The 19,785-nt window shown below is 70.7% G+C and carries 19 protein-coding genes and 1 pseudogene; 13 read left to right on the forward strand and 7 right to left on the reverse strand.

Features of this window, described 5'->3' with window-relative positions; translation table 11 throughout:
- The 5 genes and pseudogenes from ACLBYE_RS22630 to ACLBYE_RS22650 all read right to left on the reverse strand — a co-directional run.
- A pseudogene (locus ACLBYE_RS22630) lies at window positions 1–463 on the reverse strand (hypothetical protein); the annotation flags it as partial.
- A 59-nt stretch (window positions 464–522) separates the two neighbouring features.
- Entirely contained in the window at window positions 523–1,515 is a 993-nt protein-coding gene (locus ACLBYE_RS22635) for a nickel/cobalt transporter (protein ID WP_447695888.1), read from the reverse strand.
- On the reverse strand, window positions 1,506–2,186 hold the full coding sequence (locus ACLBYE_RS22640; protein WP_447695889.1) for a DUF1007 family protein: 681 nt from the start codon (window positions 2,184–2,186) through the stop codon (window positions 1,506–1,508). Before ACLBYE_RS22640 ends, ACLBYE_RS22635 begins: the two co-directional genes overlap by 10 nt.
- 123 nt (window positions 2,187–2,309) lie before the next feature.
- Window positions 2,310–3,215, reverse strand: coding sequence for an amino acid ABC transporter substrate-binding protein (locus ACLBYE_RS22645; protein WP_447695890.1), 906 nt, complete (start codon window positions 3,213–3,215; stop codon window positions 2,310–2,312).
- A 124-nt stretch (window positions 3,216–3,339) separates the two neighbouring features.
- Window positions 3,340–4,620, reverse strand: a complete 1,281-nt coding sequence (locus ACLBYE_RS22650) for a dicarboxylate/amino acid:cation symporter (RefSeq protein WP_447695891.1) — start codon at window positions 4,618–4,620, stop codon at window positions 3,340–3,342.
- A 242-nt stretch (window positions 4,621–4,862) separates the two neighbouring features.
- Here ACLBYE_RS22650 and ACLBYE_RS22655 point away from each other — a divergent pair, with 242 nt between their 5' ends.
- From ACLBYE_RS22655 to ACLBYE_RS22700, 10 genes are all read left to right on the forward strand, one after another.
- On the forward strand, window positions 4,863–5,780 hold the full coding sequence (locus ACLBYE_RS22655; protein ID WP_020094234.1) for a branched-chain amino acid ABC transporter permease: 918 nt from the start codon (window positions 4,863–4,865) through the stop codon (window positions 5,778–5,780).
- The gene (livM, locus tag ACLBYE_RS22660) at window positions 5,780–7,174 is read left to right on the forward strand and encodes a high-affinity branched-chain amino acid ABC transporter permease LivM (protein WP_447695892.1); all 1,395 of its coding nucleotides are present in this window, start codon (window positions 5,780–5,782) and stop codon (window positions 7,172–7,174) included. Before ACLBYE_RS22655 ends, livM begins: the two co-directional genes overlap by 1 nt.
- Window positions 7,174–8,064, forward strand: coding sequence for an ABC transporter ATP-binding protein (locus ACLBYE_RS22665; RefSeq protein WP_447695893.1), 891 nt, complete (start codon window positions 7,174–7,176; stop codon window positions 8,062–8,064). The genes livM and ACLBYE_RS22665 overlap by 1 nt, the downstream gene beginning before the upstream one ends.
- A complete protein-coding gene (locus tag ACLBYE_RS22670) occupies window positions 8,061–8,858 on the forward strand; it encodes an ABC transporter ATP-binding protein (protein WP_447695894.1) in 798 nt (265 codons plus the stop codon). Before ACLBYE_RS22665 ends, ACLBYE_RS22670 begins: the two co-directional genes overlap by 4 nt.
- A 172-nt stretch (window positions 8,859–9,030) precedes the next feature.
- Complete coding sequence (locus ACLBYE_RS22675) at window positions 9,031–9,399, forward strand: DUF6867 family protein (RefSeq protein ID WP_026605095.1); 369 nt, start codon at window positions 9,031–9,033, stop codon at window positions 9,397–9,399.
- A 49-nt stretch (window positions 9,400–9,448) separates the two neighbouring features.
- Complete coding sequence (locus tag ACLBYE_RS22680) at window positions 9,449–10,570, forward strand: branched-chain amino acid ABC transporter substrate-binding protein (protein ID WP_091681191.1); 1,122 nt, start codon at window positions 9,449–9,451, stop codon at window positions 10,568–10,570.
- Window positions 10,571–10,961: 391 nt separating this feature from the next.
- Window positions 10,962–11,885 carry an amino acid ABC transporter substrate-binding protein gene (locus tag ACLBYE_RS22685; RefSeq protein ID WP_020094228.1) on the forward strand — a complete coding sequence of 308 codons (924 nt, stop codon included), beginning with the start codon at window positions 10,962–10,964 and terminating at the stop codon, window positions 11,883–11,885.
- Between the two features lie 89 nt (window positions 11,886–11,974).
- Complete coding sequence (locus ACLBYE_RS22690; RefSeq protein ID WP_091681188.1) at window positions 11,975–12,697, forward strand: amino acid ABC transporter permease; 723 nt, start codon at window positions 11,975–11,977, stop codon at window positions 12,695–12,697.
- Window positions 12,698–12,753: 56 nt separating this feature from the next.
- Window positions 12,754–13,446: an amino acid ABC transporter permease gene (locus tag ACLBYE_RS22695; RefSeq protein ID WP_447695895.1), complete on the forward strand. Its 693-nt coding sequence runs from the start codon at window positions 12,754–12,756 to the stop codon at window positions 13,444–13,446.
- Window positions 13,447–13,598: 152 nt separating this feature from the next.
- Complete coding sequence (locus ACLBYE_RS22700) at window positions 13,599–14,327, forward strand: amino acid ABC transporter ATP-binding protein (protein WP_447695900.1); 729 nt, start codon at window positions 13,599–13,601, stop codon at window positions 14,325–14,327.
- Window positions 14,328–14,337: 10 nt separating this feature from the next.
- Here ACLBYE_RS22700 and ACLBYE_RS22705 read toward each other — a convergent pair whose 3' ends face one another.
- Complete coding sequence (locus tag ACLBYE_RS22705) at window positions 14,338–15,357, reverse strand: DapH/DapD/GlmU-related protein (RefSeq protein WP_447695896.1); 1,020 nt, start codon at window positions 15,355–15,357, stop codon at window positions 14,338–14,340.
- Between the two features lie 167 nt (window positions 15,358–15,524).
- Here ACLBYE_RS22705 and ACLBYE_RS22710 point away from each other — a divergent pair, with 167 nt between their 5' ends.
- Window positions 15,525–15,992, forward strand: a complete 468-nt coding sequence (locus ACLBYE_RS22710; protein ID WP_020094223.1) for a molybdenum cofactor biosynthesis protein MoaE — start codon at window positions 15,525–15,527, stop codon at window positions 15,990–15,992.
- A 333-nt stretch (window positions 15,993–16,325) separates the two neighbouring features.
- A complete protein-coding gene (locus ACLBYE_RS22715; protein ID WP_447695897.1) occupies window positions 16,326–17,471 on the forward strand; it encodes an AI-2E family transporter in 1,146 nt (381 codons plus the stop codon).
- Between the two features lie 42 nt (window positions 17,472–17,513).
- Here ACLBYE_RS22715 and ACLBYE_RS22720 read toward each other — a convergent pair whose 3' ends face one another.
- Window positions 17,514–18,746, reverse strand: a complete 1,233-nt coding sequence (locus tag ACLBYE_RS22720) for an amidase (protein WP_447695898.1) — start codon at window positions 18,744–18,746, stop codon at window positions 17,514–17,516.
- A 111-nt stretch (window positions 18,747–18,857) separates the two neighbouring features.
- Between ACLBYE_RS22720 and ACLBYE_RS22725 the strand changes: the two genes are divergently transcribed.
- Window positions 18,858–19,785: extensin-like domain-containing protein (locus ACLBYE_RS22725; RefSeq protein WP_447695899.1), on the forward strand; the 928-nt coding region annotated here is incomplete at its 3' end.

A 19,785-nucleotide genomic window follows, 5' to 3' on the forward strand; every position in this document is an offset into this window, starting at 1 on the left:
GGGCCTCCGCCTGCGCGCGCGCGCCGCCCCGCCACGCGGCCGCGCGGGCCGCCGCCAGGGCCGCGGGCCAGTCCGGCGCGCCGGAGCAGGCTTCCGCGTCCTCGACCATCCCGGCAACCGCGCAGAGCGGCGCCAGGATGCGGCGGACGCTCTCCAGCGCCAGCTGCCGGGTGCGGGCGGCCTCGATCTCCGCCGTGTCGGCGCTGCCCGACAGGCGCAGGACGAAGGCCATCAGCTGCGGCCGCGCCTCGTCCGGCATGGCGTCGTTGAGCCCGAGGGCGTAGGCGGCGGCCGGCCGCGAGAAGCAGGGTGGGCAGTCCGCGCTGGAGCGGATCGCCCGGTAGGGCAGGCCCGCGGCCACCATCGCGGCCTCGTTGATGCAGGTCCCGCCGTCTGGCCCGGGGAAGGGATGCGATCCGGCGAGCAGGCGCCAGTTCAGGATCGTCGCGAAGTCGGGATGCATCGGCGCGCTCCGTCTCGGTGGCGCAGCGTGGCACGCCGCGCCCCGGAAGGCGAGGCCCTTCAGCCGCCGAGGCCCGGGGCGAGGCCCGAGAGCATCGCGACGCCCAGGACCAGCACGAAGGCGGCGGCGACGAGTTCGAGGCCGCCGAGCGCCAGGAGGCCGGCCTGTCCCCGCCCGCCCGCGAGGCGCAGCGCCATCCGCTTGGCGAAGACCGCGAGGCAGGCCAGCGCGGTCGTGGTCATCGCGGTGCCGAGCGCCATCGCCAGGACCGCCAGCACGCCCGCGCCGGGCACGCCCTGCGACACCGCGAAGACGAGGACCAGCACGGCGCCGGCGCAGGGGCGCGTCCCCGCCGCCAGCACCACCCCGGCCCGCTCGCGCCACGTGTCGAGGGTGTCGAGGGCCTGCGGTTCCGGCAGGTGGCTGCAGCCCGGGCCGCAGCCCGCGCCGAGATTGGCGAGGCGACCGGCCTTGCGCCACGTCAGGACCAGCCCGATCAGGGCGACGAGGGCGAAGCTCACGGTCTCGATCAGGGTGCCGGCCCGGGTGATGCTCGCCGCCGTGGCGTTGAGGACCAGCGTGCCGAGGCCGACGATCGCCCCGGCCACGCAGGCCTGGAGCAGCGCGGCGCAGACGCTCAGCGCGGCGCCGCGCCGGAGCGCCCGCTCCCCCGCCAGGATGTAGCCGGCGATCACCGCCTTGCCGTGGCCCGGGCCGGCGGCGTGGAACACGCCGTACGCGAAGGCGAGGCCGATCAGTGGGGTCCAGCTGCCGCCGCCCCGCAGCGCGCTCACCGCGGCGTTGAGGCTCCGGGAGAAGCTCGCCTGCAGCGCCAGGATGACGCCGCCGAGACCCGTGGCGGCCGGCGCGGCCTCGCGGAAGCCGATCCCGAAGGGCGAGCGCGGCGGCGGCGCGGCGAGGCCGGGCGCGACGAGCCACGCGATCGCGGCCGCGAGCAGCGCGGCCAGCGCGATGGCCGCGGCCATGAGGCCGAGCCTCAGCCCCAGCCGTCCCGCCCCGGCGGGGGCGACGATCCCGATGCCTACGGACATGCCACGAGAACCCGGCTGGCGAACTGCACCCCGTAGGTCGAGGCGGCGGTGAGCGCCTCGAAGAAGGCCTCGGTCATGCCCGGCGACCCGGCATCGGCCGTCTTCGGCTGCTCGGTCTTCGGCCGGGTGACCGTGGCGGCGCAGCCCTGGGGCGCACCCGCGAGGGTGGCGGCGTCCGCGCCCTCGGCGAACGAGAAGGCGACAAAGTAGGTCGGGTCGTAGACCTCCAGCGCGGCGACCCCCCGCCCCTGCTGGACCGGGGTCTTCAGGGGCAGCAGGAAGGTCATGACCAGCGCCCGGTCGTCCATGTGCGCCGCCGGCTCCTTCGGATCGCCGAAGGCCTGCTCCTTGCCGCCGACCTTCAGCTTCGTGAAGTAGCCGAACTCGGCGAGGTTGGCGGTGTTCTCGGCGGCGAGCCCGGCGAGTTCCTCCGGGCTGAGCTTGCCGTCCTTGTTGGTGTCGAGGCCCTGCGTGACGAAGGCCGTGTACTCGGGATCGAAGCTCCACGTGTCGCGGACGCCGACGAGCTTGCCGTCCGCGTAGACGAGCTGCGCCTTGGCGGTCACCCAGACGTGCGGGTGGGCGGAGGCCGCCGAGGCGGCGCAGCCGAGGGCGGCGGCCAGCGCAAGGGCGAGGGCGAGCGGTTTCGGGCAGGGCGCGGCGATCAGCATGGACGGTGGCACGCTCGCGGCGGGAGGGAAGCGATCAGGCCGCGTCTTCCTCGCGTGCCGGTTAGGCGAAAGCGAGGCGCTGTCCGGTCGTCGCGCCTGTCCCCGCGCCTGTCCCCGCGCCGGTCACTCGCCCCCGTCGAGGCCCATCAGCTGGAAGCTGACCCGCAGGTCGTTCGACATCGGGATGTCCAGGCGTTCGCCGTTGGGCAGGCGCTTGAGGAACCAGCGCTCGTAGGTCCAGCGCAGCGCCCGCGACTCGGCGAGCCGCGTGAAAGTCTGCTGCACGAGGCCGGCGAGTTCCGGGTCGTCCTTGCGGAACATGATGCCGTAGGGCTCGTAGGAGAGCTTGTCGGGCAGCACCGTGTAGTTCGGCCCGTCCTTCGCGTCCGTGGCGATCAGCCCGTAGAGCAGCACGTCGTCGGTGGCGAAGGCGTCGGCCTTGCCGGCCTTCACCATCGCGTAGGAGGCGGCGTGGTCGGGCGCCGTCACCACCTGCGCGTCGATCTTCAGGCGGGCGAACTGGTCGCGCACGGCCTTCTCGTTGGTGGTGCCGGCCGTGACCACCACGGTCTTCCCGCCGAGATCCCGGTAGGAGGCGATGCCCGACCCGCGCTTCACCAGCAGTTGCGTCGCGCTGATGTAGTCCACCGGCGAGAAGGCGACCTGCTTGCGGCGCTCGGCATTGGCGGTGGTCGAGCCGCATTCGAGGTCGATCCTGCCGGAGGTCACCGCCTCGATGCGGCTCTCGGCCGTGACCGGTGCGTAGCGGATCTTCACCGGCCGGCCGATCGCCGCCTGGATGTCGTCCGCGATCTCGCCGCAGAGGTCGATGGCGTAGCCGATCGGTCGGGGACTCCCGTCCGACTGCTTGCCCTCCACGAAGGAGAACGGCACCGAGCTCTCCCGGTAGCCGAGGACGATCTCCCCGCGCTCGGCGACGCTCCTGAGCGTCCCGGTGAGCACCTCGACGGCGGAGGCGGGCGTCGCCGCCAGCGCCAGCGCCAGAACCGCGACGAGCCGCATCGTCATCACTCCGCCTCCGAAGGGCACCGCATAAGCCACGCCGCGATCCAGGGCGCCCGTGAGAGCGCTCATGAGAGCGGCCGTCCTGCGCCCGCCATCCCGGCGCGCGCAGATTTTCCCGGACCGGCCCCTACTCCGCGGGCGAGGCCATCGTGCCGACATGGTCGAGGCGCTGGTCGGTGGTGCTGAGCTGGCCCTCCCACTTGGCGACCGCCACGGTGGCGACGCTGTTGCCCAGCACGTTGGTGGCCGACCGGCCCATGTCGAGGAACTGGTCGATCCCGATGATCAGCAGCAGCCCGGCCTCCGGGATGTTGAAGTGCGACAGCGTCGCCGAGATCACCACCAGCGAGGCGCGCGGCACCCCGGCCATGCCCTTCGAGGTCACCATCAGCAGGAGCAGCATCGTGAGCTGCTGGCCCCAGCTCAGCGGGATGTTGTAGGCCTGCGCGATGAACATCACCGCGAAGGTGCAGTACATCATCGAGCCGTCGAGATTGAACGAGTAGCCCATCGGCAGCACGAACGACGTGATCCGGTTCGGCACCCCGAACTTCTCCAAGTTCGAGAGCATCTTGGGGTAGGCGGCCTCGCTCGACGCCGTCGAGAAGGCCAGCACGAAGGGCTCCTTGATCAGGTTGAACAGGCGCATGATGCCGCCGCCCCCGAGCAGCAGGAAGCCGACGCCCATCAGCAGCGTCCAGAGCACGCCGAGGCTGATGTAGAACTCCACGAGGAACTTGCCGTAGGTCACGAGCACGCCGATGCCCTGCGTGGTGATCGTCGCCGCGATGGCGGCGAACACCGCCACGGGGGCGAACATCATCACGTAGCCCGTCACCTTGAGCATGACGTCGGCGACGCCCTCGATGCCCTGCGCGAGCAGGCGGCCCTTCTCGCCGAGGGCGGCGAGGCCCACGCCGAAGAAGATCGAGAAGACGACGATCTGCAGGATCTCGTTGTTGGCCATCGCCTCGACGGCGCTCTTCGGCACGAGGTGCGTCACGAACTCCTTGAGGGAGAGCGAGGCCGCCTTGAGCCCGGTGCCGGCCCCGGCATCGGGCAGCGGCAGGTTCAGGTTGTGGCCGGGCTGCATCAGGTTGACCATGATGAGGCCGAGCATCAGAGAGCAGAAGGAGGCGCCGACGAACCAGAGCAGCGCCTTGCCGCCGACCCGGCCGACCGAGGCGGTATCCCCGAGATGGGCGATGCCGACGACCAGTGTGGAGAAGACCAGCGGCGCGATGATCATCTTGATCAGGCGGAGGAACACGTCGGAGACCAGCGCGATGTAGCCCGCGATCTCCTTGGCGGTCTGCGGATCGGGCCAGGTGATGCTGCAGGCGTAGCCCACGGCGATGCCGAGGAGCATGCCGATGAAGATCATCGTCGTGAGTCGCGACCCTGCCATCGGTACTGCTCCTCGCCTGGGCCCGGGATGATCGAGCATTGCAATTCGTTAACGTGTCGCAGGAACTGCGCCACACGCAAGCCCGGCCAGGGGGCGTTACTGGCGTGGTCGACTGTTTTCACGCGACGCTCGGGCGGCGATGAAACCGGTGGCCGGTGTGCTACGGCTGCGGTACGAGACTTGCCCCGCCAAGCTGCCTGCGCTCTCCGTAGGCGGCCCAAGCAACCTGCGCGCGAGAGTTCATGGACGTCTTCGTACAGCAGCTCATCAACGGGCTGACGCTCGGCTCGATCTACGGCCTGATCGCGATCGGCTACACGATGGTGTTCGGCATCATCGGCATGGTGAACTTCGCCCACGGCGACGTCTTCATGGTCTCCTGCTTCATCGCGCTCATCACCTTCCTGCTGCTGACGGTCTGGCTCGGGGTCAGCTCCATCGCGCTGGCCTTCCTGGTGGTGCTGGTGGTCGCCATGGTGCTGACCGCCCTGTGGGGCTGGGCGATCGAGCGGGTGGCCTACCGGCCGCTGCGCGGCTCGTTCCGTCTCGCGCCGCTGATCTCGGCGATCGGCGTCTCGATCTTCCTGTCGAACTTCGTGCAGGTCGTGCAGGGCGCGCGCAACAAGCCGACCCCGCCGATGCTGTCGGGCGGCATCACCCTGTTCGAGCGCGACGGCTACGCGGTGTTCCTGGCCTGGAAGCAGGTGCTGATCATGGCGGTGACCGCCGTGCTGCTCACCGGCTTCTGGTACCTCGTGCAGCGCACGCCCTTCGGCCGGGCGCAGCGCGCCTGCGAGCAGGACCGCAAGATGGCGGCGCTGCTCGGCATCGACGTGGACCGCACGATCTCGCTGACCTTCGTGCTCGGCGCGGCGCTCGCGGCCGTCGCGGGCGTCCTCTACCTCATGTACTACGGCGTCGTGTCCTTCTCGGACGGGTTCGTGCCCGGCGTGAAGGCGTTCACGGCGGCGGTGCTCGGCGGCATCGGCTCCCTGCCCGGGGCGGTGCTGGGCGGCCTGATCATCGGCCTGATCGAGACCTTCTGGTCGGCCTATTTCTCCATCGAGTACAAGGACGTCGCCGCCTTCTCGATCCTGGCGATCGTGCTGATCTTCATGCCGTCGGGCATCCTGGGCCGGCCCGAGGTCGAGAAAGTCTGATGGCCGCCTCGCAGAACGCTCTCCCCGGCTCCGCCATGGCCGGCATCCTGCGCGACGCCGCCCTCTACGCCCTCGTCACCTTCGGCCTCTGCGTCCCGATCATCGCCTACCGGACCGATCCCGGGCCCGGGACCGAGCTGGTGCTCGTGCCGCGCTGGGGGCTGGTGGCGGCGCTCTGCGCGGCGATCTTCGTGCTGCGCCTCGTCCAGCGCCTCGTGCTGCTGCGCCGCGACGCGCGGCGGGCGCTGACCCCCTCCCCGGCCCAGGCCACCGAGGCGGTGCACGGCGAGCCCGACGCCGGGCAGAAGACCTCGAAGGTCGGTCTCTGGCTGTTCATCTTCGTCGCGCTGACCCTGCCGATGATTTCCGCGCTGGCGACGGGCGGCCTGTCCTCGGCCCGCTACTGGATCGACCTCGGCATCCTGATCCTGACATACGTCATGCTCGGCTGGGGCCTGAACATCGTGGTCGGCCTCGCGGGCCTGCTCGACCTCGGCTACGTCGCCTTCTACGCGGTCGGGGCCTATTCCTACGCGCTGCTGTCGACGACCTTCGGCCTGTCGTTCTGGGTCTGCCTGCCGCTGGCGGGCCTGTTCGCCGGCCTGTGGGGCATGATCCTCGGCTTCCCGGTGCTGCGCCTGCGCGGCGACTACCTCGCCATCGTCACCCTGGCCTTCGGCGAGATCATCCGTCTGGTCCTGATCAACTGGACCGACGTCACCGGCGGCGGGGCCGGCATCTCGTCGATCCCGCGGGCGACCTTCTTCGGCATCCCGTTCACGGCGGGCGAGGGCGGGTTCGCCGCGACCTTCGGCATCCCGTACGATTCGATGCACCGGCTGATCTTCCTGTACTACCTGATCCTCGGGCTGGCCCTGATCACCAACTTCGTCACCCTGCGCCTGCGCCGCCTGCCCATCGGGCGGGCCTGGGAGGCCCTGCGCGAGGACGAGATCGCCTGCCGCTCGCTCGGCATCGACACCACCGCCACGAAGCTCACGGCCTTCGCGCTGGGCGCGGCCTTCGGGGGCTTCGCCGGCTCGTTCTTCGCCGTGCGCCAGGGCTTCATCAGCCCGGAGAGCTTCAACTTCCTGGAGAGCGCCATCATCCTGGCGATCGTCGTCCTCGGCGGCATGGGCAGCCAGGTCGGCGTCGCGATCGCCGCGGTGGCGATGGTCGGCGGGCCGGAGATGCTGCGCAATCTCGGGTTCCTGAAGGCCGTGTTCGGCGAGGGCTTCGACCCGAGCGAGTACCGGCTGCTGCTGTTCGGGCTCGCCATGGTCGCCATGATGGTCTGGCGGCCGCGCGGCCTGATCTCGGAGCGGATGCCGTCCGTGTCGCTCGGCCAGCGGCGCGCGGTCTCGGGCGCCCATGTCAGCGAGGGGCACGGCTGATGGCGACGTCCCCCCTCCCCCCGCCGGTGCTCACGGTCGAGCACCTGACCATGCGGTTCGGCGGCCTCACCGCCGTCTCCGACCTGTCCTTCGAGGCGCGCCGCGGCGACATCACCGCGCTGATCGGCCCGAACGGGGCCGGCAAGACCACGGTGTTCAACTGCATCACCGGCTTCTACAAACCCACCGAGGGCATGCTGACGCTGGCGCACGCCGATGGCACGGCGCACCTGCTGGAGCGGCTTCCGAACCACAAGGTGAACCGCACCGCGCGGGTCGCCCGCACCTTCCAGAACATCCGCCTGTTCCAGGGCATGACCGTCCTGGAGAACCTGCTCGTCGCCCAGCACGCGCCGCTGATGCGGGCCTCGGGCTACACGATCCTCGGGCTGCTCGGCCTCAAGATCTACCGGGACGCGCAGGCCGCGGCGATCGAGCGGGCCAAGGCCTGGCTCGAGCGCATCGACCTGATGAAGCGGGCGGATGATCCGGCGGGCGCCCTGCCCTACGGCGCGCAGCGGCGCCTGGAGATCGCCCGGGCGATGTGCACCGACCCGGTGCTGCTCTGCCTCGACGAGCCGGCGGCCGGCCTCAACCCGCGGGAATCGGCCGAGCTGAACGGCCTCCTGCGCCACATCCGCGACGAGCACGACACCTCGGTGCTGCTGATCGAGCACGACATGTCGGTGGTGATGGAGATCTCCGACCACGTGGTCGTGCTCGATTACGGCGTGAAGATCGCCGACGGCTCCCCCGCCGAGGTGCGGGCCGACCCGAAGGTGATCGCCGCCTATCTCGGCGTCGAGGACGAGGAGGTCGAGGCCGTGGAGGCCGAGGTCGGGATCACCGTGCCGCACGGGGACGCGGCGCACACGGGAGCGTCGGCATGAGCGTCGCCGGCATCAACGTCCTCGTCGAGGAGACGCGGGCGATCCAGGCGGGACGGAAGCCGCCGCTCCTCGCGGTGCGCGACGTCTCGACCTATTACGGCAGCGTCGCGGCCCTGCGCGGGGTCGACCTCGACGTGGCCGAGGGCGAGATCGTCACGCTGATCGGCGCCAACGGCGCCGGCAAGTCGACCCTGATGATGACGATCTTCGGCAGCCCCCAGGCGCGCTCGGGGACGATCACCTACGACGGCCGCGACATCACCCGGCTGCCGACCCACGCGATCGCCCGGCTCGGCATCGCCCAGTCGCCGGAGGGGCGCCGGGTCTTCCCGCGCATGACCGTCTACGAGAACCTCCAGATGGGCGCCGCGCTCCATGACGGGCGCTTCTTCGCCGAGGATCTGGAGAAGGTCTGCGCCCTGTTCCCGCGGGTCAAGGAGCGCCTCAACCAACGCGCCGGCACCATGTCGGGCGGCGAGCAGCAGATGCTGGCCATCGCCCGGGCGCTGATGAGTCGCCCGCGGCTGCTGCTGCTCGACGAGCCGTCGCTCGGCCTCGCGCCGCTCGTGGTGAAGGGCATCTTCGACGCGATCCGGGAGCTGAACCGGACCGACGGCATGACGATCTTCCTCGTCGAGCAGAACGCCTACCACGCCCTCAAGCTCGCCCATCGCGGCTACGTGCTGGTCAACGGGCGGGTCACGATGAGCGGGACGGGTCGGGCGCTGCTCGACGATCCGAACGTCCAGGCCGCATACCTGGAGGGGGGCCATTCCGGCCCGGTCGGGGCATGATGCCGTTTTCGGTTGATGCCATTGGCATCCCCGTCTTTGCGAGCGGAGCGAAGCAATCCAGGGCGGCGCCCCACCTTTCGAGGTTGCGCTGCCCTGGGTCACCTCGCTGCGCTCGCGATGACGGCGAGGAGCGCGTTAACCGAAGCAATCGACCGGACATCACATGAGCGTGCTGCAGGGGATCCTGTACGAGGAGCCGTCGGCCTGGCTGTTCCTGCTGGTGACCGTCGTGATGGGCGGGTGGGCCGGATGGATGGCCGCCCGCGGCATCGCCCGGGGCTGGCGGCCCTTCTGGCAATGCGCCCTGGCGCTGCTTCTGGTGGCAGCCGCCGTGCGCTTCATTCACTACGCCCTGTTTTCGGGCACCCTGCTGTCGCTGCACTACTATGCGGTCGACGCGGTCATCGTCATGATCATCGGCGCTGCGGGCTTCCGCTACACGCGGACGCGCCAGATGACGAGCCAGTACCGCTGGCTCTACGAGAAGACCTCACCGCTGACATGGCGCGCACGGGCGCCCGCGGCCGGCGAGGTCCGATGAGTGCGGCCGGATCCGCACGTGCGGTCCTGACACTTAGGGGAAGTACGCGATGAGATCGATTCTGCTGGCCGGGCTCGCCCTCGGCGCGATGGTGGCGGCCGCCCAGGCCGCCGAGGTGAAGCTCGGCGTCGCCGCGCCGATCACCGGCAACAGCGCCGCCATCGGCGCGCAGCTCAAGAACGGCGCGAGCCAGGCGGTCGAGGACCTCAACAAGGCCGGCACGCTGAAGGGCACGACGCTGACCGTGACGGTCGGCGACGACGCCTCCGACCCGAAGCAGGGCGTCTCGGTGGCCAACAAGTTCGCCAGCGACGGCGTGAAGATGGTCGTCGGCGACTACAATTCCGGCGTGTCGATCCCGGCCTCCGACGTCTACCTGGACGCCGGCATCATCCAGGTCACGCCGGCCTCCACGAACGTGAAGTTCACCGAGCGCGGCATGTGGAACACGTTCCGCACCTGCGGCCGCGACGACCAGCAGGGTGCCGTCGCCGGCAACTACCTGGCCGATCACTTCAAGGGCAAGAAGGTCGCCTTCGTCCACGACAAGACCCCCTACGGCAAGGGGCTGGCCGACGAGACGCTGAAGGCCTTCAAGGCCAAGGGCGGCAAGGAGGTCATGTCCGAGGGCATCAACCCGGGCGAGAAGGACTACTCGGCGCTCGTCTCCAAGCTGAAGTCCGCCAACGTCGACGTCGTTTATTTCGGTGGCTACTACACCGAGGCCGGGCTGATCCTGCGCCAGATGCGCGATCAGGGCCTGAAGGCGCCGATGATGGGCGGCGACGGCATGGTCGACCGCGAGCTGGTGGCGATCGCCGGTCCCGCGGCCGAGGGCACGCTGACCACCTTCCCGCCGGACGCCCGGAAGAACCCGAACGCCAAAGCGGCGCTGGCGGCCTTCAAGGCCAAGAACATCGATCCCGAGGGCTACACGCTCTACTCCTACGCGGCCGTGCAGGTCCTGGCCAAGGCGATGGCCGAGACCGGCTCCAGCGACGGGAAGAAGCTCGCCGAATGGCTGCACCAGGGCAAGCCGGTGGACACGGTGGTCGGCCCGATCGCCTACGACAAGAAGGGCGACATCACCCGGCCCGACTACGTCATGTACGAGTGGAAGAAGGGACCCGACGGCAAGATCGACTACAGCGGCAATGAGCTGACGAAGTAAGCCGCGGCCACGAGCCGGGTTTTCAGTCCGACGCCGCCTCCCGATACCGCGGGGGGCGGCGTCGTCGTTTTCTATACCGTGGATTCGTCAGCTTTCCGGGCGGATCCGTCCTCCGCACCGCGTGCGTACGCCTAAGAAGTGTGCATGATGCCGCCGGCGCGAGCGTGAGGCCGGCTCAGCGCTTGGGAGGAGGCCATGAGGACGGCAGGGACCGCATCTGCGGACGTGCGCAGAGGCTTGGCCGCAACTTGTCCGTACTCAGCCGCAGGCTCGCGCGGCGCATCGCGCTTTCTCCCGGCACCATCATTGCAAAGGCGTCGCCCGAGCGGGCGGGCCCGCGTACCCCGCCGCCGGCCGATGTCGTTCGGCCCGATCCAGGAGTTCCGTACCGATGCAGTCTGATATCGCTCGCCGCGGCGCCGCCGCGGCGCTGGGCCTGACCCTCGCCCTCGCTCCGATGAGCGTCGGGGCGCAGGAGCTGACCGGCACCCTCAAGAAGGTGAAGGACGCCAACGCCATCGTCATCGGCTACCGCGACGCCTCCGTGCCGTTCTCGTATCTCGGCGCCGATCAGAAGCCGATCGGCTACGCGATGGACATCTGCTACAAGATCGCCGACGCGGTGAAGGCCAAGCTCAACCTCCCGAACCTCGAGGTGAAGCTCAACCCGGTCACCTCCGCCACCCGCATCCCGCTGATGGCGAACGGCACGATCGACCTCGAGTGCGGCTCGACCACCAACAACGCCGAGCGCGAGAAGCAGGTTTGGTTCACCAACTCGCACTTCCTGACCGCGACCCGCTACGTCTCGAAGAAGTCGGCCAACCTGCACACGATCGAGGACCTGAAGGGCAAGACCGTCGTGTCGACCTCGGGCACCACGAACATCAAGCAGATCAACGAGGCCAACACGGAGCGCAAGCTCGGCCTGACGATCCTGCCGGCCAAGGACCACGCCGAGGCGTTCCTGATGGTCGAGACCGGCCGCGCCGCCGCCTTCGTGATGGATGACGTGCTGCTCGCCTCGCTCGCCGCCTCGTCGAAGGACCCCTCCGCCTACGAGATCTCCACCGAGGCCCTGTCGAAGCCCGAGCCCTACGGCATCATGCTCCGCAAGGACGACACCGAGTTCAAGAAGGTCGCGGACGACGCCACCGCCAAGCTCTACACGAGCCCCGAGGGCAAGGCCCTCTACGACAAGTGGTTCACCCAGCCGATCCCGCCGCGCAACATCAACCTCAACCTGCCGATGAGCGCGGAGATGAAGAAGCAGTTCACGACCCCGATCTCGAGCCCCGATCCGGCGGCCTACTGAGACCCGTTCGGTCCGGTTACATGCCATGATGCGCACCGCGGGCTCCGGCCCGCGGTGCGTCTCTGTAAGTTCACAGTAGAAGCGGCGCGATGAACTACAACTGGAACTGGCGGATCTTCTTCGACGCCTCGCCGGAGGGCAACGGCACGTATCTCGACATGCTGCTCTCGGGCCTCATGTGGACGATCACGACCGCGCTCTGCTCCTGGGTGATCGCCTTTTTCCTGGGCTCCCTGGTCGGCGTGATGCGCACCCTGCCGTCGAAGCCCGCGAACGCGATCGGCACGGCCTATGTCGAGCTGTTCCGCAACGTGCCGCTGCTGGTGCAGATGTTCCTCTGGTACTTCGTGCTGCCCGAAGTGGTCCCGACCCGGATCGGCGACGCGATCAAGCAATTGCCGGACGCGCCGTTCTACACGGCGGTGGTCTGCCTCGGCTTCTTCACCGCGTCGCGCGTGGCCGAGCAGGTCCGCGCCGGCATCCAGTCGCTGCCGCGGGGCCAGCGCATGGCCGGCACCGCCATGGGCTTCACGACCTATCAGACCTACCGCTACGTGCTGCTGCCCAACGCCTACCGGATCATCCTGCCGCCGATGACCTCGGAATTCCTCAACAATCTCAAGAACACGTCGGTGGCGCTGACCATCGGCCTGCTGGAACTGACCGCCCGGGCCCGCTCGATGCAGGAATTCTCGTTCCAGGTGTTCGAGGCCTTCACGGCCGCGACGATCCTCTACGTGATCATCAACCTCGTGGTCGTCACGGCGGCGACCTTCCTGGAGAAGGCGGTCGCCATCCCCGGCCAGCGCTGAGGGCCGCCCGCTTCCGCTCCGCCACCCCGCCCGACGGCCACCCATAACAGGCCCCGATGCTCTCGAATTTCGACTTCTCCGTCATCGTCTCGTCCCTGCCCTACCTGTTCGGTCAGGGCATGGTCTTCACCGTGACGCTCACCGCGATGGCCGCCGTGGGCGGCGTCATCATCGGCACGCTGCTGGCGATGGCGCGCCTGTCGGGCATCCCCGGCCTGTGGCACGTCGCCAAGGGCTACGTCGAGCTCTGCCGCTCGCTGCCGCTGGTTCTGGTGATCTTCTGGTTCTACTTCCTGGTGCCGTATATCGGCGCCTACCTGACCGGATCCACGACGCCGATCCAGGTCGGCGCCTTCCCGTCGGCCCTGATCACCTTCATGGCCTTCGAGGCGGCCTACTTCTCGGAGATCATGCGCGCCGGCATCCAGTCGATCCCGAAGGGTCAGACGGCCGCCGCCCAGGCCCTCGGGATGAACTACTGGCAGACCATGGGCAACGTGATCCTGCCCCAGGCCTTCCGCAACATGCTGCCGCTGCTGCTGACCCAGACCATCATCCTGTTCCAGGACACGTCGCTGGTCTACGTGCTCTCGCTCACCGACTTCATGGGCGCCGCCTCGAAGGTCGCCCAGCGCGACGGCCGTCTCGTCGAGATGTATGTCTTCGCCGCCGTGGTCTATTTTGCGATCTGCTTCTCGGCCTCGTACCTCGTGCGCCGCCTGCAGCGCCGCGTGGCCATCATCCGCTGACCGACACTGGAGACCGTGTCATGACCTCGTCCCCGATGCCGGCCCCCACCGCCGCCGAACCTGTCGCCGATGCCAGCCACGCGCCGAAGGATGCCGGCCTGCAGCCGGGCAGCTTGATCTCCGGCGCCCAGGCGGTGGCCCCCGGCGAGACGATGATCGCCATCGACAACATCAGCAAATGGTACGGCGACTTCCAGGTGCTGACGAACTGCAGCACCCAGGTCGCCAAGGGCGAGGTCGTGGTCGTCTGCGGTCCCTCGGGCTCGGGCAAGTCGACCCTGATCAAGTGCGTCAACGCCCTGGAGCCCTTCCAGAAGGGCCAGATCACGGTGGCCGGCACGAAGGTCGCCGACAAGGCCACCAACCTGCCGAAGCTCCGCTCGCGGGTCGGCATGGTGTTCCAGCACTTCGAGCTGTTCCCGCACCTGTCGATCACCGACAACCTCACCATCGCCCAGCGCAAGGTGCTGGGCCGCAGCGGCGAGGACGCGAAGAAGCGCGGCCTCGACCTGCTCGCCCGCGTCGGCCTGGGCGCCCACGCGAACAAGTTCCCGGGCCAGCTCTCGGGCGGGCAGCAGCAGCGCGTCGCCATCGCCCGGGCCCTCGCCATGAACCCGGTGGTGATGCTGTTCGACGAGCCGACCTCGGCGCTGGACCCCGAGATGGTCGGCGAGGTGCTCGACGTGATGGTGGAGCTCGCCAAGGAGGGCATGACCATGATGGTCGTGACCCACGAGATGGGCTTCGCCCGCAAGGTCGCCGACCGGGTGATCTTCATGGATCGCGGCGAGATCGTCGAGGACGCCCGGAAGGACGAGTTCTTCGGCAGCCCCCGCTCCGAGCGCGCGCAGACCTTCCTGTCGAAGATCCTGCAGCACTGACGGCGGGCCGTCAGGCCAGCGCCTCCTGCGCGGCCCGGTATTCCCGGCCGTGCCGACAGTAGCCCTCGACGATGCGGATCATCATGGCGCGCTTCTCGGCGTCGAGGGGCCCGAGGATGCGCGCCGGGCGGCCGCCCCAGAGGTAGCCGGCTTCCAGGATCTGCCCGGGATCGGTGGTGGCCCCGGCCGCCAGCATGACGTCGTCGGCGATGAGGGTGCCGGCCGCGATCGTCGCGCCGATGCCGATCAGCGCCCGCGCCCCGATCCGGCAATCGGCGATCCGGACATTGTGGGCGATGGTCGTGTCCCGCCCGATGATCACCCCGTCCGCCCGGGTGCGGATGACCGTGTTGTCCTGGATGTTGGTGTCCGCGCCGACCACGATCGGTCCGACTTCCGCGTTGAGGTCGCAGCAGAACAGCACGCTCGCGCCGGCACCGAGGCTCACCCGGCCGCGCAGGCGGGCGGTGCGCGCCACGAAGACGCTGTCCTCGACCTCCGGCGCCTCCCCGGCCGGGAGCGCGGGCCCGTCGCCCATCCGCTCGCGCAACCGCTCGGCCCGCTCGGCGACCTCGTCGGATCCGATCGCGCGGCTGGGACGGGCCGGGCTGCCCGCGTAGGCGAAGCCGCCGGGCAGCGTCGCCCGGGGGAAGACCGTCGCGCCAGCCTCGAGGATCGCGCCGTCGCCGACCTCGGCGCCGTCGAGGATCACCACGTCGTCCTCGACGACGACGTCGGAGCCGAGCGTGCAGGCGTGGACCACGCTGTTGCGCCCGACCGTGACCCGGTCGCCGCACCGGGTGCCGTGCGTCGCGGTGGCGATGTGCACCGTCGAGCGGTGGCCGAGCCAGAAGCGGTCGCCGAGGGTGACGGTCTGGCCGTCCGCGCGAATCACCGCCTCGTCGCCGATCCAGGCCTGCGCGCCGATCCGGGCGGCGCCGATCACCGTGCTGCCGCGGCCGCACCAGACGGGGCGACTGGCGAAGTCCGGCTGCGCGCCGTCGTAGGGCAGGATCAGGTCGGGGGTCACGCGGGTATCCTTCTCCAGCGCCGTCCGGAGCGCGCGGGGACATCCGGACGATGGCGGGCCGCGCGCCGGGCCGGCAGGGCGCGACGGACCGTGTCATATAGAGGCGGGACCGGGTGTGACAGGGACGGGGCTGGTCCGCGAAGCCGGGGACTCCTATGGATCGGGCCATGAGCGCCCCCGTCCCGAGCGTCGGCATCCAGGCCGAGCCCTTCGACACCGCGGCCGAGATCGCCGGCCTGAGCGCCGCGCTGGGCGGTCGGGCCGGCGCCGTCGTGACCTTCACCGGCCTGTGCCGCGACGAGGGCGGGCGGTTGACCGCCCTCGAGCTGGAGCACTACCCCGGCATGGCCGAGGCCGAGATCCGGCGCGTCGCCGACGAGGCGATGGCGCGCTGGCCGCTCCAGGCCCTGCGGGTGATCCACCGGCACGGCCTGGTCCGTCCGGGCGACGGCATCGTGCTGGTGGTCACCGCCGCCAGCCACCGGGTCGCGGCGTTCGAGGCCGCGGACTTCCTGATGGACTACCTCAAGACCCGCGCCCCGTTCTGGAAGCGGGAGCACCTCGCCGACGGCACGACCGGCGGCTGGGTCGAGGCGGCGGCCCACGACGAGGCCGCGGCCGGCCGCTGGGCCTGATGGCAGTGCCCGGGGCCGCGCTCGGGCTGCCCCAGGGCGCGCGACGACCGGCGCGATGATCGGCGCCGCGCCCCTTGGCGCCGACGCGCGCGAGTCCGGGACGGACCACGCCGCCGGGCCGATGGCCGGTGTCGAAGGGCCGTCCCGGGCAGGGGGGCGGACCCTGTCGGTCGACGTCGGTGCCGACGGTGAGGCGGCCGTAGCCCGCAGTCCGGCGACGTGCGCGGACGACGCGCGAACGCGCATCCCCAGCCCGGGTCGCACAGAAGCCGTCCCCCGGGCTTGACCCTTGAGAGCCCGCGGCGTTCGTGAGCCCGCGGTTGAGGAGCGACGATGTCGGACAGCAGCCTTCAGGAACTGGACGGTCCCGTCGGGCCCTGGCGCGGGGCCGCACCGCTCGCGGCTTCCGGGATCGCCGTCGTGTGCTTCGTGGCGGCGCTGGCCCTGGCCTGGATGTCGGCCGGCACGCTCCTGCTCATCTTCGCCGGGGTGCTCCTCGGCGTGTTCCTCGACGGCCTGACCCGCGGGCTCGGCCGCGTCCTGCCGCTCCCGCGCGGATTGCGGCTGTCCCTCGCCAGCGTCGCGGTCGCGGTCGCGGTGATCGGCTTCGGGAGCTACGGCGGCGCCACCATCGTCCAGCAGGGCCGCGACCTCGGGACGACGATCAAGGATCAGGCCGGAACCGTCACCGGCTGGCTGTCGGAGCGCGGCATCGACGTGCCGAGCCTCGCGCCGCAGGGCGGTGGCAAGGACGGCTCGACCGATTCGGGTCAGCGTGAGGGGGGGCTCGGCGGCCTCGCGAACGGACTCCTGAAGGGCAGCAGCTCGATCGTCTCGGATGCCGGCAGCGTCCTCGGACCGGCCGCGGCCGTGATCCTCGGCCTGTTCGACGCCCTCGGCAACCTCCTGGTGATCGCCTTCCTCGGCCTCGCCTTCGCGGCCGACCCGAAGGCCTACCGGGACGGCGTGGTCCGGTTCGTGCCGCCGGCGAAGCGCTGGCGCGCCAGCCAGGTCCTCGACGGGGCCGGCGAGACCCTCCGCCACTGGCTGTTCGGCCAGCTGATCATCATGGCGGTGATCTTCCTGTGCACCTGGGCCGGCCTCGCCTTCCTGGGTATCGGCGGCGCGCTGATCCTCGGCCTGCAGGCGGGCCTGCTCGCCTTCGTGCCCACGGTCGGGCCGCTGGTGGCGGGCCTCGTCATCGTCCTGGCCGCCCTGGCTTCGGGCACGAAGGCGGTGATCGGCGCGATCGGCGTCTATCTCGCGGTCCAGTGCCTGGAGAGCTACGGCCTGACGCCGTTCATCCAGAAGCGGGCGCTCGACATCCCGCCGGCCACGATCTTCGCCGGCCAGCTGATCCTGGGCGTGATCTTCGGGCTCTGGGGCATCGCCCTCGCCCTGCCGCTGATGGCGGTGATCAAGGTCCTGCTGGAGCAGCTCTACGTGGAGGACACGCTCCACGAGCAGCCGAGCAGCTGAGAGCCCCGCCCGCCCGCGCCGTCGACGGGCGCGGGCGGGCGGTCAGCTGCGCAGCGCGGCCTCGATCATCCGGGCGATCGCCAGGGCACGGCCGTCGTCGCCGAAGCGGCCGATCACCTGGACGCCCACCGGCAGGCGGTGGCCGGGCACCGGCACGTTCACGCAGGGCACGCCCATCAGCGTCCACAGCTGGTTGAACCGCGGGTCGCCGGTCGAGACCAGGGTCGCGGGCGCCGGGCCCGGCGCCGAGAAGGTCAGGATCGCATCGTAATCGGCGAAGAGGCCCTTCAGCACCCGGCGGGCGTGATGGCCGTGGCGGCGCCCGTCGTCGTACTGGGCCGGGCTGATCGTCGCCCCGTCATCGAGATGGGCGCGGGTGCGCGGCGGCAGCGCGTCGGCCTGCGTGTCGTACTCCCAGGCCAGCGCCAGCCGACCCTCGTAGTTCTGGATGAGGCGGTGGCGCTCCCAGGCCTGCGCCAGCTCCGCCGGCAGGGCGAGGTCGCTCACCCGCGCCCCGGACCGCTCGGCCGCCTGCCGGGCCCGGGTGAGCGCCGCTTCGGCCTCCGGCTCGGGGGCGCCGGCGAAGTCCTGCCGCACCACGGCGATGCGCGGCGCCGAGCCCCCCTCCGCCCGCTCGATCTCCGGCCGCCCGGTGACGAGCGCGAGGGCGTGGGCGACGTCCGCGACCCCGGCGGCGAACAACCCCACCGTGTCGAGGGCCCACGAGTAGGTCTTCACGCCGACCGTGGGGATCAGCCGGAACGACGGCTTCACCGCCGCGCAGCCGCAGAAGCTCGCGGGCCGGATCACCGAGCCCGCCGTCTGCGTGCCCAGGGCCAGCGGCAGCATCCCGGCGCCGACGGCGGCGGCCGAGCCCGCCGAGGAGCCCCCCGGCGTGTGGCCGGGATCGTGCGGGTTGACCGTCTCGGTCGGATCGCTGCTGGCGAAGGCCGTGGTGGTGGTCTTGGCGAGGGCGACGGCACCCAGCTGCTTCAGCCGGCTCACGACCGCGGCGTCGCCCCGGGGCTTCCAGCCGGCGTAGATCGGAGAGCCCATCTGGGTCGGCAGGCCCGCGCTGTCGATGATGTCCTTCACGCCGACCGCGATGCCGGCGAGCGGCCCGGTCTCGGGGATCGCCGGCGCCGCGTCGAGGGTGACCAGCGCGCGCAGGTCCGGCTCCCGCGCGGCGATCGCGACGCGGCACAGGTCGATCGCGCCCGCGGGCGTCAGGGTGCCGGCTTCGATGCGGGCGCGGAGGTCGAGAAGCGAGAGCATAATGCATTCAGTCCGCGGTCCGCGGCGCTGTCAACCGAGACGCCACAGCCGACGGCATTCCCGAAACGCCGTTGACGAACGCTTTACGCGACCGTGCGCATCGTCCGGGTCATGTGGCGTGGCGTATCCCTGTTCTCGGCCCTGGCGCTGTTCGGTGCGGGCCTCACCGCGTGCTCGATCAACCATTTCGAGCGACGTGAACCGTGGCGCGATCAGGCGGAGCAGGTCTGCCTGGCCAAGAAGCTCGTCGAGCCCTCGGAGTACATCACGCCCATCGCGGCGATGGATGGCCCGGGGCCCTGCGGCATGCAGCAGCCCTTCCGGGTGACGCGGCTCGGGGGCGGCTCGGTGCTGCTGAAGCAGCGGATGACGCTGGGCTGCCCGGCGCTGGCCGAGGCCGAGGCGTGGCTCGCCGACACGATCCAGCCGGCCGCCAACCTCTACTTCGGCGTGCCGGTGGCCGAGATCAACGCCGGATCCTATTCCTGCCGCGGCCGCAACAACCAGCCCGGCGCCAAGCTCTCCGAGCACGGCTTCGGGAACGCGATCGACGTCATGTCGATCAAGCTCGCCGACGGCCACGTGATCACCGTCAAGGGCGGCTGGCGCGGCACGGAGGCCGAGCAGGGCTTCCTGCGCGAGATCTTCCTGGGCGCCTGCCAGCGCTTCACCACCGTGCTGGCGCCCGGCTCGAACGTGTTCCACTACGATCACATCCACGTCGATCTCGCCCGGCACGACCCGCGCGGTCTGCGCCGGATCTGCAAGCCGCTGATCAAGTTCACGCCGCAGCTCGGCACCGGGGCCGAGCGGCCGCTGAGCCGTCCGATCCCGCCGCAGCGCCAGCCCGCCGGCCCTCAGGCGCCGGTGGACGTCGAGGAGGACGATCCCTACGGCGTGTCGCCGATGTCGAAGGCCGGGAGCGCGACCCAGGTCGCCCGGGCGCCCGCCCGGCCCCTCGACCGGCCGGCCGCGGCCTCGGCTTACACGGCGGCGCCGCCCGCGCGGCCGGCGCCGCGGGTCGCCGCCGCCCACGAGG

This window comes from Methylobacterium sp. A52T (assembly GCF_053346095.1).

Excerpts from the sequence above, each read along its gene's own strand:
- ACLBYE_RS22635 (WP_447695888.1), bottom strand. The coding sequence starts at position 1,515 with ATGTCCGTAGGCATCGGGATCGTCGCCCCCGCCGGGGCGGGACGGCTG.
- ACLBYE_RS22640 (WP_447695889.1), bottom strand. The coding sequence starts at position 2,186 with ATGCTGATCGCCGCGCCCTGCCCGAAACCGCTCGCCCTCGCCCTTGCG.
- ACLBYE_RS22645 (WP_447695890.1), bottom strand. The coding sequence starts at position 3,215 with ATGACGATGCGGCTCGTCGCGGTTCTGGCGCTGGCGCTGGCGGCGACG.
- ACLBYE_RS22650 (WP_447695891.1), bottom strand. The coding sequence starts at position 4,620 with ATGGCAGGGTCGCGACTCACGACGATGATCTTCATCGGCATGCTCCTC.
- ACLBYE_RS22655 (WP_020094234.1), top strand. The coding sequence starts at position 4,863 with ATGGACGTCTTCGTACAGCAGCTCATCAACGGGCTGACGCTCGGCTCG.
- livM (WP_447695892.1), top strand. The coding sequence starts at position 5,780 with ATGGCCGCCTCGCAGAACGCTCTCCCCGGCTCCGCCATGGCCGGCATC.
- ACLBYE_RS22665 (WP_447695893.1), top strand. The coding sequence starts at position 7,174 with ATGGCGACGTCCCCCCTCCCCCCGCCGGTGCTCACGGTCGAGCACCTG.
- ACLBYE_RS22670 (WP_447695894.1), top strand. The coding sequence starts at position 8,061 with ATGAGCGTCGCCGGCATCAACGTCCTCGTCGAGGAGACGCGGGCGATC.
- ACLBYE_RS22680 (WP_091681191.1), top strand. The coding sequence starts at position 9,449 with ATGAGATCGATTCTGCTGGCCGGGCTCGCCCTCGGCGCGATGGTGGCG.
- ACLBYE_RS22685 (WP_020094228.1), top strand. The coding sequence starts at position 10,962 with ATGCAGTCTGATATCGCTCGCCGCGGCGCCGCCGCGGCGCTGGGCCTG.
- ACLBYE_RS22690 (WP_091681188.1), top strand. The coding sequence starts at position 11,975 with ATGAACTACAACTGGAACTGGCGGATCTTCTTCGACGCCTCGCCGGAG.
- ACLBYE_RS22695 (WP_447695895.1), top strand. The coding sequence starts at position 12,754 with ATGCTCTCGAATTTCGACTTCTCCGTCATCGTCTCGTCCCTGCCCTAC.
- ACLBYE_RS22700 (WP_447695900.1), top strand. The coding sequence starts at position 13,599 with ATGATCGCCATCGACAACATCAGCAAATGGTACGGCGACTTCCAGGTG.
- ACLBYE_RS22710 (WP_020094223.1), top strand. The coding sequence starts at position 15,525 with ATGAGCGCCCCCGTCCCGAGCGTCGGCATCCAGGCCGAGCCCTTCGAC.
- ACLBYE_RS22715 (WP_447695897.1), top strand. The coding sequence starts at position 16,326 with ATGTCGGACAGCAGCCTTCAGGAACTGGACGGTCCCGTCGGGCCCTGG.
- ACLBYE_RS22720 (WP_447695898.1), bottom strand. The coding sequence starts at position 18,746 with ATGCTCTCGCTTCTCGACCTCCGCGCCCGCATCGAAGCCGGCACCCTG.